The 14,773-nt window shown below is 33.3% G+C and carries 15 protein-coding genes, 1 tRNA gene and 1 pseudogene; 4 read left to right on the top strand and 13 right to left on the bottom strand.

Annotated features, from left to right (window positions below; genetic code table 11):
* The 3 genes and pseudogenes from QZZ51_RS13065 to QZZ51_RS13055 form a co-directional block, all read left to right on the top strand.
* A pseudogene (locus QZZ51_RS13065) lies at window positions 1–214 on the top strand (cell division protein FtsZ); the annotation flags it as partial.
* An 89-nt stretch (window positions 215–303) separates the two neighbouring features.
* The gene (locus tag QZZ51_RS13060; protein WP_291870375.1) at window positions 304–753 is read left to right on the top strand and encodes a GatB/YqeY domain-containing protein; all 450 of its coding nucleotides are present in this window, start codon (window positions 304–306) and stop codon (window positions 751–753) included.
* A gap of 10 nt (window positions 754–763) precedes the next feature.
* Window positions 764–837, top strand: a tRNA-Arg gene (locus QZZ51_RS13055).
* Window positions 838–894: 57 nt separating this feature from the next.
* Here QZZ51_RS13055 and QZZ51_RS13050 read toward each other — a convergent pair.
* The 9 genes from QZZ51_RS13050 to QZZ51_RS13010 form a co-directional block, all read right to left on the bottom strand.
* Entirely contained in the window at window positions 895–1,503 is a 609-nt protein-coding gene (locus QZZ51_RS13050; protein WP_291870373.1) for a zinc-ribbon domain-containing protein, read from the bottom strand.
* A gap of 41 nt (window positions 1,504–1,544) precedes the next feature.
* Entirely contained in the window at window positions 1,545–1,931 is a 387-nt protein-coding gene (locus tag QZZ51_RS13045; protein WP_291870370.1) for a hypothetical protein, read from the bottom strand.
* 137 nt (window positions 1,932–2,068) lie between these two features.
* Window positions 2,069–2,713, bottom strand: a complete 645-nt coding sequence (locus QZZ51_RS13040) for a response regulator transcription factor (protein ID WP_291870368.1) — start codon at window positions 2,711–2,713, stop codon at window positions 2,069–2,071.
* Complete coding sequence (locus QZZ51_RS13035) at window positions 2,703–4,718, bottom strand: sensor histidine kinase (protein WP_291870366.1); 2,016 nt, start codon at window positions 4,716–4,718, stop codon at window positions 2,703–2,705. The genes QZZ51_RS13040 and QZZ51_RS13035 overlap by 11 nt, the downstream gene beginning before the upstream one ends.
* A gap of 136 nt (window positions 4,719–4,854) precedes the next feature.
* Window positions 4,855–5,820, bottom strand: coding sequence for a YpdA family putative bacillithiol disulfide reductase (locus tag QZZ51_RS13030; RefSeq protein WP_291870364.1), 966 nt, complete (start codon window positions 5,818–5,820; stop codon window positions 4,855–4,857).
* The gene (gene rpe, locus QZZ51_RS13025; RefSeq protein ID WP_291870362.1) at window positions 5,820–6,479 is read right to left on the bottom strand and encodes a ribulose-phosphate 3-epimerase; all 660 of its coding nucleotides are present in this window, start codon (window positions 6,477–6,479) and stop codon (window positions 5,820–5,822) included. The genes QZZ51_RS13030 and rpe overlap by 1 nt, the downstream gene beginning before the upstream one ends.
* Window positions 6,480–6,555: 76 nt before the next feature.
* Entirely contained in the window at window positions 6,556–7,008 is a 453-nt protein-coding gene (locus QZZ51_RS13020) for a tRNA (cytidine(34)-2'-O)-methyltransferase (protein ID WP_291870360.1), read from the bottom strand.
* A gap of 5 nt (window positions 7,009–7,013) precedes the next feature.
* A complete protein-coding gene (locus QZZ51_RS13015) occupies window positions 7,014–7,253 on the bottom strand; it encodes a VF530 family protein (RefSeq protein WP_291870358.1) in 240 nt (79 codons plus the stop codon).
* A gap of 164 nt (window positions 7,254–7,417) precedes the next feature.
* Window positions 7,418–8,281, bottom strand: coding sequence for a sigma-70 family RNA polymerase sigma factor (locus QZZ51_RS13010; RefSeq protein WP_291870356.1), 864 nt, complete (start codon window positions 8,279–8,281; stop codon window positions 7,418–7,420).
* 231 nt (window positions 8,282–8,512) lie between these two features.
* Here QZZ51_RS13010 and QZZ51_RS13005 point away from each other — a divergent pair, with 231 nt between their 5' ends.
* Entirely contained in the window at window positions 8,513–9,772 is a 1,260-nt protein-coding gene (locus QZZ51_RS13005) for an acyloxyacyl hydrolase (RefSeq protein ID WP_291870354.1), read from the top strand.
* 108 nt (window positions 9,773–9,880) lie between these two features.
* Here QZZ51_RS13005 and QZZ51_RS13000 read toward each other — a convergent pair whose 3' ends face one another.
* The 4 genes from QZZ51_RS13000 to QZZ51_RS12985 all read right to left on the bottom strand — a co-directional run.
* Entirely contained in the window at window positions 9,881–11,263 is a 1,383-nt protein-coding gene (locus tag QZZ51_RS13000) for a glycosyltransferase family 2 protein (RefSeq protein WP_291870351.1), read from the bottom strand.
* A 314-nt stretch (window positions 11,264–11,577) separates the two neighbouring features.
* Window positions 11,578–13,824: a polyribonucleotide nucleotidyltransferase gene (locus QZZ51_RS12995; RefSeq protein WP_291870348.1), complete on the bottom strand. Its 2,247-nt coding sequence runs from the start codon at window positions 13,822–13,824 to the stop codon at window positions 11,578–11,580.
* A 210-nt stretch (window positions 13,825–14,034) separates the two neighbouring features.
* Entirely contained in the window at window positions 14,035–14,304 is a 270-nt protein-coding gene (rpsO, locus tag QZZ51_RS12990) for a 30S ribosomal protein S15 (RefSeq protein WP_291870346.1), read from the bottom strand.
* 103 nt (window positions 14,305–14,407) lie between these two features.
* The coding region (locus tag QZZ51_RS12985; RefSeq protein WP_366511978.1) for a carboxyl transferase domain-containing protein at window positions 14,408–14,773 on the bottom strand (366 nt) is incomplete at its 5' end.

The raw sequence follows: 14,773 nt of genomic DNA, 5'->3' as shown, positions 1-14,773 counted from the left end.
AAGAAGAAAATTAAAAGATTATAACTACAAATTTCAAAGTGGACATAGTAGTATTGATGAAATAGAAAAAGAGCCTGCTTATAAAAGACAAGGGGTAAACTTAAATGATAATGGAGTAGAAAATAGAGTTTCTAGAACCACACTAGGCTCGGATAGTAATGATGAAATTCAGTTGCGATCTAACAATTCTTTTTTACATGACAATGTAGATTAAGAAAGGTTCCTTAATAAGCTTATTAAACCCGAAAATAGAAACTATTTTCGGGTTTATTTTTTATCTTCGTATTTCTAAAATTTACAGTTATGAGCTTACAATCAAAGGTTATGGAACAGATGAAAACTGCTATGAAAGCAAAAGATTCTGTTGCTTTAGAATCGTTAAGAGCAATAAAATCAGAATTGTTGTTGGCGCAAACTGGAACAGGTTCTGGTGCTGAAATATCTGAAGAAGAAGAGATAAAGCTTGTTCAAAAGCTAGTAAAACAAAGAAAGGATAGCGCAACTATTTTTACAGATCAAGGTAGAGCAGATTTGGCAGAGCCAGAATTGGCTCAAATAGCAATAATTGAGCAATTTTTACCAGAACAATTAACAGAAGAAGAAGTAGAAAAAATAGTTGTAAAAACTATTGCAACTGTAGGAGCTTCTGGTATGAAAGATATGGGGAAAGTTATGGGAATGGTTTCTAAAGAAGTATCGGGTAAAGCAGATGGTAAAACAATATCTACCTTAGTAAAAAAGTTGCTTTCGTAAAAATATTTAAGGCCTCGTAGTTCAACTGGATAGAATATCAGATTTCGGCTCTGATGGTTGGGGGTTCGAATCCCTTCGAGGTCACAAAAAAAACAATCTCATCTGGGATTGTTTTTTGCTTTAAGACAGATTTGATTAGGCTTATTCTCTATCAATATCGATTATGATTTTTTGGTCATACATGGTTTTTATTTCTTCTTTAGAATAACCATAGGCTTTTTTAGAATAATTTTCTTCTTTATCTATTTTATAAATTTTAGAGCTTCTTCCAATTTCGTAATCGTTTAATTGCATATAGACAGAGTCTTTGCTCACGTGTATAATTCTCATGGTAGAGTATTGAGAATCTTCGGTTTTGTAATCATAAATATCTCCAGCTAGGGGAGTTAATAAATATTGAGTTTCGTTTTCTTTGTCATTTCTTCCAGCAAAACCAGCAGCTATAAATAATGCGATAAACAAAAACAAACCTGAAAATTGCCAAATAGGGCCTTTGGTTTCCTGTTTTACCGTATGACATTCTTTTTTCATTTCGGCAGACATTTCTTTAAAACTCAGGGTGTGTTTGCAATGTTGACACTCTGAAACTGCTTTTTTTCTTATAGGAAATACTGGTATCCAAAAAATGTGCGCATGGCTTCTAAAAATACTATATGTAATTTGTCCTTTGGTTTGGCAATGATTGCAGCTAATACTGTTTGAAGATATTTTAGAACCAATGTACGCTGTTCTACTTCCGAATATAATCATGATTTTTCTGTTTTGGGTTGGTTTGGTAAATACAAAAGTTGCTATAAGTTGGCAAATATATGGTTGTGCTCTTCTGTAAAATACCCTTCTACTACTTCTCTTATGTGCTGTTCTTGTAGGGTAGAATTGGCAGTTTTGTATTCTTCTTGTATAAGCTTAGTAGCAGGGAATGTCTCGCAATGTAATTCTTCTCCTTTCTCGTTAGTTACTTTGTAAGTAGCTGTTGCTTCTAAAAGTTTTTTTCCAGAAATGAAAAGCGTTTTATGCTCTTCTTCTTTATTAGAGTTTAGGGAATTGTAGGCGGTACTTTCTAATAAGACATCCGATTTTAAAGTAGAATGTTTTTTTGTAGTTTCGGTTGTTTTTTTGTCATTGCTACAAGAAACAAATAATGTAGTAATGGTGATAAGTAGAATTTGATATTTCATAATTGTAATGTTTTAGAACACTACAAAGTTCCGTATATCAAGCCCTGAAGAGTACACCTTAAAAGGTGAAATGTTGCCCCCTGTTTTCAGGGACGGGTGTTTTTTAAAAGAACAAAATTTAGCGGAGTTGTATTTTTTCATTCATCTAAAAGCCCCATTTTAATAGCGTGTTTGGTTAAGCCTGCAAGGTTTTTTACTTGCAGTTTAGAGATGAGATTTTTTCTATAACTTTCAATAGTGTGTTTACTTAAAAATAAGATATCTGCAATTTCTTGGGTGGTATTTTCTTCGGCAATTAATTTTAAGACTTCTTTTTCCCTAGTAGTAAGAACAACTTCTTTGTTCTTTTTTTCTTGAAACATGGCATCTGTATAGGCTCTTTTTATCTCTTTAGAAAAGTATTTTTCGCCTTTTACTATTGTGCGTATGGCGGAAAGTAATTCTTCTTTTTCTGCATTTTTTGGTACATAACCATCTACATTATTCCGGATTAGTTGGTCTATCATTTGCCCATCAATATGCATGCTTACTACTAATGTTTTTAGAGTAGGGTGTTTTTCTTTTACTATTTTATTGAGTTCTATGCCGCCTATCTCAGGCATAGTTAAATCTGTAATTAATAAATGAATATCTGCAGCACCATTTATATCTAAATATTTTACTACTTGCGCACCGTTTTTAGCTGTTAATGTAACGGAAAATTCAGGAGCTTCTTTTAGAATACTCAGAAGGCCATCAATAAACATTTTATGGTCGTCGGCAATAATTAGGTTATACTTCATGGTTATTATTTTTATTTATAGGTATTTCTATGGAAATAATAGTACCTCTATTTTTTAAAGAATCTATATGTATGTTTCCTGCTAATTCGGAAACTCTATTTTTTATATTTTTAAATCCAATTCCGTCAGAAGCTGTTTTACTATCGAAGCCAACGCCATTATCTTCAAACATTAAAGAAATCTCTTTTTCTATAAAATTTAAATGGATGTCTACTTTTTTTGCTTTGGCATGCTTTAAAGTATTAGTCGTTAATTCTTGAATAATTTTAAATAACTCCATCTGAATTTTATCGTCTATAGAATTTAATTCTTCTATACTATGAGGATAAAAATCAATATTTAGCTGGCCAGTTTTGCTTATGTTAGTTAGGTATTCTTGAATGAGGCCAGTAATATTATTTTGCCTATATTTTTTTGGAACTAATGTGTGCGATATGTCTCTTACTAACTGGTATGTATCATCTAGTTGTTGTGATATGTTTTTTAATTGATGATCGGAATTTTGGATACTTGAAATTTGAAGCTTTATACCTGCAAGGTTTCCGCCAATACTATCGTGTAATTCTTGAGCAATACGTTTACGCTCGTCATCTTGCCCTGCCATGGATGCTTTTATTAAGTTTAATTCTTGTTCTTGTTTTAAGGAAGTAACTTTTTGCTCGTTAATTTCTTTCTGTTTATTTGTGAGCTCGCTTTGTGTTTGTAATTTTTGATAGTACATATATAGAAGTCCAATCACTGGGATTAAAATAATTAGGAACCCAATTAAAAATGCATTTTTTATAGTTTTTTGCCTCTTTAGCTCCGCATCTTTTATAATCTGATTTTCTTCGAGTTTAGAAATTTCTTTTTCTTTTTCTAGAGTTTCATATTGTATTTCTAGCTCTTTAATAATTTCTCTTTGCTGATTAGATTTTATCTCATTAAGAACGCCAAACAGTTGGGTCATAACAGCATAAGCATTTTTATAATCTTCTTGTTTGTTATAGCTTTTAGCTTGTAAAATAAGTAGTTCTTTCTGAAATTGTAAATTTTCGCTATCCACTGCATTTATATAGGCCATGGATAGGCCTATTAAAGCTGTTTCGTGATTGCCTTGATTGTAATAATATTTTGCTAATAATAAGGAGCCTTCAAAATATATGGCGTCAAATCCATTTTCTTTTGCTTCATTTCTAGTAGTTTCATAACCTTGAAACGCAAGGCCTAAATTTTCTTTTGCTTCATTAAGTTTAGCAAGTTCTAACTTTGTAGTTAATCGCATTTCTATATCATTCAAGGAGTCTGATATTTTCAGGGCATCTTTATAGAATAGTTCTGCTGTATGGTATTCTTTTTTAAACCTATGCGCTTTTCCTAAAAAAATATTATTTTTAATCTTAAGGGAAGGGAATTCTGGGGAAAATTCAACTAAAGACTTATTTAGAATAGCTATTGCTTTATCGGTTTTAGATTGCAGAATATAACATTTTGCTAGACCTAATTTATTTTTATACCTATATTCTGTATAATTAGAATCTTCAGCGTCTTGTAAGCCTTGAATATGCCATTTTATCGAGTTGTCGATAAGGCCATTCATATAACTTCCTGTGCCTAAGTAATAATGAATTTTGGCGTATTGCCTTTGTTTTACATGTTCTGTTTCGTTCCAATTTCCAATTTCTTTTAAATAGATATTACTATAGTGTAAAATGGAATCGGTATTACTTTTTTGAGTATGGTGTATAATAAGTTGCTCTAGTACAGAGAAGCGTTGTACTCCATATTCAGAGTTTTTTAATTGCTTAAAATACGGTTTTAATGATTTAGGACTAGATCTTTTAGACCAGCCAAAGCTTATTGTTTGTGTACTATTGCTTATAGTGTCTGTAGGAGTATTTTGCCCATAAATTAATATAGGAAAGAAGAATACACAGAATAGCATACTCTTTGTTAGAAAAATTATTTTTTTATAGGTTCTATTTTTTCTGATATTCATTTTACTACCTATTGGACTATTTGTCATAGTTATTTCTTTAAGCAAATATGCTAAATACTTAAACTATTAAAGTTAATATATGGCAAATTTGGTGCTTTTAAAACCATAAGAAAACACCGAAATTAGTATTAAATATATCCCTGAAAACAGGGTTTTTATTTGGTTATTTATTTTGTAGAATAGAGCTCATGATTAGTTTAGCATGAATCCTAGAATTCTCAATAAACCATTTATGGGTTTCCATACCGCCACAAACAACACCAGCTAAATATACTCCCGAGATGTTAGTTTCCATGGTGTCTGGATTGTATTGCGGCAATTTTTTTTCATCCTTAGATAAATAAACCCCAGACATTTCTAGAAATTTAAAATTCGGGCGGTATCCAGTTAAGGCTATGACAAAATCATTTTCCAGGGTTTCTGTTCCTTTGTTGTTTTCGAGGATAATTGTATTAGGGGTTATTTCCTTAACGGTAGTGTTGTAATGTGCTGTAATGCTTCCTTCGTCAATACGGTTTATAATATCTGGTCTTACCCAATATTTAATCCTAGATCCAACTTTAGACCCTCTAATAATTAGGGATACTTCTGCTCCTTTACGCCAACATTCCAAGGCTGCATCTACAGAGGAATTACTAGCTCCTATTACTGCTACTTTTTGTCCAGAATAGTAATGCGGGTTTTTATAATAATGTGTTACTTTTTTTAAATCCTCTCCAGGGACATGTAACAAGTTGGGAATGTCATAAAATCCTGTCGCAATTACAATATGAGAAGCTGTATAGGAGGTTTTGGTTGAAGTTATATGGAATAGTTCTTCCTCTTTCTTAACATCTATAACTTCTTCAAATAATTTAATATTTAGGTTGTTACCTGTCACTATTCTTCTGTAATACTCTAAAGCTTCGTTTCTTTTGGGTTTTGCTTCAACAGCAATAAATGGAATATTATCAATCTCTAATCTTTCAGAGGAAGAGAAAAATTGCATATTATCAGGGTAATTATATAAAGAGTTTACTATGGGGCCTTTTTCTAGAATAACATAACGTAATCCTTTTTTTTGTGCTTCTAATCCACAAGCTATGCCTATAGGGCCCCCTCCAATAATTACAACATCTAATAGGCTCATTATCCAGCTATTGTTTTTAATTCTTCAATAGTAGCGATTGGATCTTTGCTCTTAAAAACAAAACTACCTGCTACTAAAACATCTGCACCTGCTTCTGTAAGAGCTGCAGCATTTTTAGAAGTTACCCCGCCATCTATTTCTATTAAGGTATTTGCTCCTTTTCTGGTAATTAGCTCTTTCAGGGCAGTTACTTTGTTATATGTGTTTTCTATAAAGGATTGTCCTCCAAAGCCAGGGTTAACACTCATTAAGCAAACTACATCAATATCGTTTATTGTGTCCTCTAGAAGATTAACACTGGTATGTGGGTTTAAAGCCACGCCAGCCATCATTCCTTCTGCTTTAATTGCTTGTAAAGAGCGATGTAAATGTGTGCAAGCTTCATAATGTACGGTCAAAACAGCTGCGCCTAAACTAGCAAATGTTTTAATGTAACGGTCTGGGTCTACAATCATTAAATGAACATCTAATGGTTTCGTAGCGTGTTTTTGTATTGCTTTTAAAACGGGCATGCCATAAGATATGTTGGGTACAAATACGCCATCCATAACATCGATATGATGCCAGTCGGCATTACTGTTATTGACCATTTCAACATCACGTTGTAAGTTGCCAAAATCGGCGGCCAATAGGGAAGGGGCAATTTTTGTTTTGCTCATTTGCTAGAAACTTAGTTTGTTTTAAGCAAAAGTAAGGAAATGTACGCTTTTTAATACGATATTATTCTTTTAGGATTTAAGGTAAATGTTTTAATCCTTCATATACCACAATACTAACGGCATTGGCTATATTTAAACTGCGAATATGTTCACTATAAAGAGGTATTTTGTAGAGGTGCTTTTTGTTGTTTTCTAATATAGATTTAGATAGTCCTACAGATTCTTTTCCAAAGATTAAAAACATATCATTTTCAAATGGAATATCCCAGTGATCCTTTTTTCCATGACTAGATAAAAAGGCCATTTTCTTATCTCTATGTTGAAAAAAAAATTCTTCAGTACTTTCGTAAATAACTAAGTTTAGATGTTTCCAATAATCTAATCCAGCACGTTTTACGCGTTTGTCACTAAGTTCAAAGCCCAAAGGTTTTACCAAGTGCAATGTAGAACCTGTTCCTAAGCTTAATCTACCAATATTACCTGTGTTATTGGGTATTTCTGGCTCTATAAGGACAATATTAAAAGACATATATTTTATTTTTTAATACTGTAAAGATATAGTTGTTCTACTTTTTCTCTGGCCCAAGGCGTTCTTCTTAAAAATTTTAAGCTAGATTTTATAGTTGGGTTGCTCTTAAAGCAATTAATGTTTATTTGGTTAGCTAATTCTTCCCAGCTGTAGGTATTGGTAAGTTCTTCTAAGATTGTAACCAGTTTTACTCCATGTAGTGGATTGTTAGGTTGGTTTTCGGAAGTTTTTTCAGTGTTATTCACTTAGGGGTGGGCTTTAAAATTAAAAAACTCCGGTAATCAGCCGGAGTTTATTCATCAATCAAAAAACGAACAGTCATGATAAACTGTTGTTATGTTTCACAAATTACAATTTATATGCCAAATTTCCAATTTGGGGAATATTTAACATGTAATAAGTGTCTTGTTTAACCAAGGTATGTCTTTAGGATTTTACTTCTAGACGTGTGTTTTAATCTACGAATCGCCTTTTCTTTAATTTGACGAACTCTTTCTCTTGTTAAATCAAAAGTTTCCCCAATTTCTTCTAAGGTCATAGAATGTTGTCCTGCTAAACCAAAATATAAACGGATAACATCTGCTTCTCTTGGAGTTAATGTCTCCAAAGCACGTTCTATTTCCGTACGTAATGATTCATGTAATAATTCTCTATCAGGGTTAGGAGATTCACCACTACGAAGTACATCATATAGGTTAGAATCTTCTCCGTCAATTAAAGGCGCATCCATCGATACGTGACGACCAGAATTTTTTAAAGATTGCTTTACATCGTCAACCGTCATGTCTAATTCTTTTGCAATTTCTTCTGGTGAAGGTTGGCGCTCATGCGCTTGCTCCAAGAATGCAAAAGTTTTGTTTATTTTGTTTATTGAACCAATTTTGTTCAATGGTAAACGAACAATACGAGATTGTTCTGCTAATGCTTGTAAGATAGATTGACGAATCCACCATACGGCATAAGAGATAAATTTGAATCCACGAGTTTCATCAAAACGTTGTGCCGCTTTTATCAATCCTAAGTTTCCTTCATTGATCAAGTCAGGCAGAGTAAGGCCTTGGTTTTGGTACTGTTTAGCAACCGATACTACGAATCTAAGATTGGCTTTTGTAAGTTTTTCAAGAGCGATCTGGTCGCCTGCCTTGATTCTTTGTGCCAATTCTACTTCTTCATCTGCAGTAATTAAGTCTACTTTTCCAATTTCTTGTAAGTACTTATCCAAAGATGCGGTTTCCCTATTGGTAACCTGTTTTGTAATCTTAAGCTGTCTCATTTATTGTAATTAAGTTCAAGTTGCATGGACTGCATATACTTATACGTAAAAAAGCTACGAATGTTACAATTGTGAGGTTTTTTTTGTTTTTTTTAGATGAATTACCATATATCTCCTTTAAATGATAGTATTGTTCGAGTCAAGTATGAGTTTCCTTGTTTTAGTATAAGTGTATCTTTAGGAAAGGGACTATATTTGTTTTTCGTCTTAATTTTAAAGAATTTACTTTAATTGATTTCCTTTTTTTACTTAACTAGAATTTTTATTGCCTTTATAGTTGGTTGTAGTTTTATGTATGTAGCAAATGCACAGGAACTATCCTATAAGCCAGTGAGAGAAATTGAAATTGGGGCTTTCATGGGCTTCTTAGGAGATTCTAATAGTGATTTTCCTAATCATGGTTTACAAAGAAACCTTATAGTTACTGTTGGTAATAATTATGAGAGTGGTTTTCTAAAAGATAATCTCAATTATAAAAAACCTAAAACTGGCATTGCTTTTGGTTTTTCTGATTTAAGGAACAAAAATTCGCTTGGGTATGTTTATAGTTTAGCTCCTTTTGCTGAATGGCCCGTTTTTGCTTCTAAGACTTCTAAACTAGATGTTATGGTTGCTATGGGGGCGTCTTATGCTACAAGAGTTTTTAATGCTAAGACTAATATAAGGAATAAAGGTGTTTCTACTCGGGTTAACTGGATGTATAATACAACCTTGTTTTATGAAATCTATAAAAATAAAACAAGTGCTGGGCGTTTGGGATTTGGGTATTTACATATGTCTAATGGACACATGAAAAAGCCAAATAGGGGGTATAATTCGGTTGTTTTAGGTTTTTCTGCAATGTTCGCTACTCCAAAACAAGAACAATATACTTCTTATTTAAAACCAAAAAAAATCAAAATTTATGGATTTTATGCCGCAAATGTTGGAATAGGGCAAAATACCTTATCGGACTATTTTAATACTAAAAAGGAAATTTATACAGCTTCTTTGTCCGTTGGCAAACTTTTTAAAAACAGAGTAAAATTAAGTATTGGTGCGCATTATCATTTTTATGAACATTACCATGATTATATTGTAAATGATGAAACTCTTGTGCGAACGCAAGAAAAACATTTAAAAGAGTACCCTGTTTTAAATGCCTCTAGTTTTGGTTTATTTGGCGGTGGGGAAATTCTTCTGGGTAGATTTGGAATGGAGATGCGTTTAGGATTAACTATAGCTAAACCTTTTTACAAAATTGATTGGAAGCTAAATGAAGGGTATACTTATTTTTCGAACGGAGAAGAAGTAATTGTTCCAGGAGAACTGAATAGTTATTTTAAAGTTAAACATAGGGTTTATGGTCGAATGGGTTTAAAATACTACGTAATACCATCTATTAAAGAAAAAAAACATACTATTTATATAGGGGCATTTATTAATTCTAACCTCGGTCAGGCAGATTTTAGTGAGTTTGCTATTGGCTATGAGCACCGCTTTAAGTTATAGGTATATTTGTACTTATGGGGCTGATTTTGTTTTATATAGTAAAGTCTCCTATTAAGTAAATAGGAGACTTTATGTTTTTATCTATTCTATATTTTGATAAAGGTTCTTCTATGTAATCTTTATTTTTTTTGTTGGTAACTCTCTAGTTAACCAGCCTCTTCTACTTGCGGTGGCAATAGCGTAAGGTGTTATCCAAAACAAACCAAAAGTATATAGTATACTATAGGAATATGCCCAGAAAGATTCTTTTAACTCATATTTATTTGCGTAGAATATTACCGAAAAAGAAGATAGTATAAGTATGCTAAATAGGGTTGAGCTTATAAATAATAGAGGGTGGGTTAAAACAAAGAACAACATAAAGAATAAAAATGGGTAGCTCATGATTATTTTTATGGATTGATTTAAAAATAATAGACGGGAACCAACTTTAGATTCTTCTCTAAAATTTGTGAAAACGTATTTAGACATTTCAATATTCTCTCTTACGTTACTTCTTCCCCATCTTATAAACATTTTGTATAGGCCTTTATATTCTTCGGGGACATTTGTATACGCGTATGCGTTTCTTTGAAAAAGAACATGATATCCTTGTTTTAAAATCATATTAGTCATAGCTCTGTCTTCTCCAATATCAGAAGCTTGGCCCATAAAGGTTTGGTTAATCCATTGTGGAAGGCAAGCAAAAACAGCCGTACTACGATAAGCAGCTAAAGCGCCTGGTGTACATAAAACGGTGTTTAGACTACTTTCTGCGGAACGTACAAATTCAAAGCTTAAAACAAAACTTACATCTAACATTTTAGGTAGTAAGGCTTTTGCGTTATTTAAAACTCTTATGTTGCCTGCGACTGCACCACATTTCTCATTGGTGACAAATGGACTAACTAAATTTCTTAGGGTATCTGTTTTTACTATAGAATCGCTATCTACAGTAACAAATATTTCACCTTTTCCAATATTAAACCCACGATAAAGCGCGTGGCGTTTTCCTTTATTTTCTGGTTGTTGGTAAATTTCTAAACGATCGCCTAGTTTATCTTTGGCATCTTTCATCCAGTCCCAGGTATCATCCTTACTACCATCGTCAATGGAGATTATCTGTATTTTTTCATTTGGGTAATCGCTATCGGCTAAACTCATTAAGGTATCCCATACTTGTTTACCTTCATTATAGGCAGGTACTATTACGGTACAAGTTGGTAATTCACTATCTGTAACAGAAGTAATAGGTTTGTATTTAAAGTAACGGAACAATACATAAACAAAAAAAGAAGCTTTAAAAGCAAATAGAATCCCTGCTATTGTCATAAAAGTTAAACCCCAAATGGAACTTGCTCTTTCTTCATTAAACTGATTAAAATCATTCTGGGATATGTATACCAAATAAATAGCACCAATCATAAGTAAAAAAGTACTCGCTAAAACCGTAAACCCCCAAGGATTTTTGATTTTTTTGGAATGTAATGGTATAGTGTTTTCCGTTTTCATAAATAGTTTTTAGTGTTCTGTTCTTATGGTTTTACGAAGGAAGTATCATTTTGGACTTTTATATTTTCATATTTGTGAATATATTATGATTAAGATCTAATTTGCTATTTATCTATTGTATAGTTGTTAAAAAAAAGCATATATCGTATTGAATATTCAAGAGAATTTTGAGGGTTATTCCATCTTTTAGGGGTCTGTAATTAAAGAAGCTTAAGTTTGATTTTTGAGAGGTGTTTAATTTAAATTAGATATAAAACAAAACCCCAACTAGTGATAACTAGTTAGGGTTTAATATTTAAAAAGATTAGTAAGGTTTAGTCTTCTTTCTTATCTTCTCTTGGCTTTCTATCGTCTCTACGATTATCGCGTCCACGATTGTCTCGGCCTCTATTATCACGGCCTCTGTTGTTGTCTCTTGGTGGTCTCTCTATGTAACCTTCTGGTTTTGGTAAAAGAGCTTTGCGAGAAACTTTTTCTTTACGAGTTCTAGGGTCTATACCAAAGTATTTTACATCAAAAACATCGCCCATGTTTACAACATCGGTAACATTTTCTGTTCGTTCCCATGCCAATTCAGATACGTGTAATAAAACTTCGTTTCCTGGAGCCTCAGCATATTCTACTACGGCACCGAAATCTAACATTTTAATTACTTTTACTTCGTAAGCACTACCAACAGTTGGTTTAAATAATAAAGAGTCTATTTTTGCCATAACAGCATCAATACCTTTGTTACCAACACCTAATATTTCAACGATACCTTCTTCTGTTACAGGGTCTTCGTTAATAACGATAGTTGTCTCCGTTTCTTTTTGCATTTCTTGGATTACTTTTCCTCCAGGTCCAATTAAAGCGCCGATAAATTCATTAGGAACTCTACGCGTAACCATAGTTGGCGCATGATCTTTAACACTTTCAGCCGGAGCAGAAATAGTGTCTGTTAATTTTCCTAAGATATGTAAACGACCCTCACGTGCTTGTTTTAGTGCATTCACTAAAATTTCGTAAGATAATCCTTTTACTTTAATATCCATTTGGCAAGCAGTAATACCTTCTGAAGTACCTGTAACTTTAAAATCCATATCTCCTAAGTGGTCTTCATCACCTAAAATATCAGATAATACAGCGTATTTTCCAGAATCTGCATCAGAAATTAATCCCATTGCAATACCTGAAACTGGTCTTGTCATTTTTACACCAGCATCCATTAATGCCATTGTACCAGCACAAACAGTTGCCATAGAAGAAGAACCGTTAGATTCTAGTACCTCAGAAACTACACGTACTGTGTAAGGGCAATCAGCAGGGATCATTCCTTTTAAACCACGTTGTGCTAAGTTTCCGTGACCAACTTCTCTACGAGAAGTTCCTCTTAATGGTCTAGCTTCACCAGTACAAAAAGGAGGAAAGTTGTAATGTAAATAGAAATTTTCTTCACCTTCATAAGATGGCATATCTATTTTGTTAGCATCTCTAGATGTTCCTAAAGTAACTGTTGCTAATGCTTGCGTTTCTCCACGAGAAAATATAGAAGAACCGTGTGTTGACGGTAAGTAATCTACCTCACACCAAATTGGTCTAACTTCATCTGTCTTACGACCATCTAAACGTAAACCTTCATTTAATGTTAGATCGCGTATAGCGGCTTTTTCAGCTTTGTAATAGTATCTAGATACTAAATCACCGAAATCTTCTAATTCTTCTTCAGAAAAAGTTGCTTTAATGTCTTCTTTAATTTCAGAAAAGGCTGCGCTACGTTCATGCTTTGCAGAACCTGCTTTTGCTATAGCATATACTTTATCGTATGCCATACCGTGAATTTTCTGAGCTAAATCGGCATCTTCTCTTTCTCCTTCGTACTCACGTGTTTCTTTTTTGCCAAAAGCTTCAGCTAATCTTACTTGAGCAGCACATTGTACTTTAATAGCTTCATGGGCAAATTTAATTGCATCTGCCATTTCTTCTTCAGAAATTTCATCCATTTCACCTTCAACCATCATTACAGAATCAGCTGATGCTCCAATCATCATTTCGATGTCAGATTCTGCTAATTGTGCTCTGGTTGGGTTGATTACAAACTCACCATTTACACGACCAACTCTAGCTTCAGAGATAGGGCATTCAAAAGGAAAATCTGATAATTGAATAGCTGCTGATGCTGCTAAACCTGCCATAGCTTCTGGCATAACATCATCATCATGAGACATTAACTGAATCATCACTTGTGTTTCTGCGTGATAATCTTTTGGGAATAATGGACGTAAAACTCTGTCTACTAAACGCATAGTTAGCACTTCGCCATCACTAGGTCTTGCTTCTCTTTTAAAGAAACCGCCAGGATAACGACCTGCAGCAGCAAATTTCTCACGATAATCTACCGTTAACGGTAGAAAGTCTACTGAGCTTTGTTTGTAGTTGGAAACAACAGTACATAATAACATACATTTTCCTGATGTAACAACAACAGAGCCATGGGCTTGTTTTGCTAACTTTCCTGTTTCGATAGAAATTTCTCTACCGTCACCAAGGTCTATGACCTCTTTAAATACTTTTGGAATCATAAATTCGATTTTACCTATGCACTAATGTTGGCATAGGTGTTAAACAATGGTCTTTTGCCTTGTTATGGCAAATGGTGTGTTGTGTTGTTGTGTGGACCAATGAAAAACTATACGTAGCTTTTTGTGTTTGTTCTTCCTAGTGTAAGTAGGTTTTGCCTCCTGAACAGTGGAGTATAATAAAAAGGGGAAGCATTGCTTCCCCTTTAAAATTTATTTTCTAATGCCTAATTCTATAATAAGCTCACGATATTTAACAATATCTTTCTTCTTTAAATAATCTAAAAGGCTTCTTCTTTTACCTACTAGTTTTACTAGAGAACGTTCTGTGTTAAAATCTTTGTGGTTTCTCTTAAGGTGACCAGTTAAGTGGTTGATGCGATGTGTAAACAATGCAACTTGACCTTCAGTAGAACCAGTGTTCTCTGCTTTTCCGCCGTGTTTTGTGAAAATTTCGGCTTTTACTTCTTTTGTTAAATACATTCCAATATTGGTTTAATGATTTTTATGTATACGATTGATTTTCAATCAAGCCGCAAATATAGAAATAATTTTATTAGAATTAATCCTTTTTTGGCAATTAACCTTAGATGATTGCTCTAATCGGTTTGTTTTTTATTAAATCAACATAAAGGTTGATATTCTTTTTTAAATCTCTTCTATGAGAAATGAAATCTAAAAAGCCATGTTCTAATAAAAACTCTGCGGTTTGGAAATCATCTGGCAATTCTTTTCCTGTAGCTTCTTTTACTACACGAGGACCTGCGAAACCTATTAAAGCTCCTGGTTCAGAAATATTAATGTCGCCTAACATGGCATAGGATGCAGTAGTGCCTCCTGTTGTTGGGTCGGTACATAAGGATATATAAGGAACTTCTGCCTCAGCTAGCTGTGCTAGTTTGGCAGAAGTTTTTGCTAGTTGCATTAATGAAATAGCGGCTTCCATCATACG

The organism is Maribacter sp. (genome assembly GCF_016744255.1).
GTDB lineage: Bacteria > Bacteroidota > Bacteroidia > Flavobacteriales > Flavobacteriaceae > Maribacter_B.
This window is presented reverse-complemented; position numbering and strand designations above follow the sequence as displayed.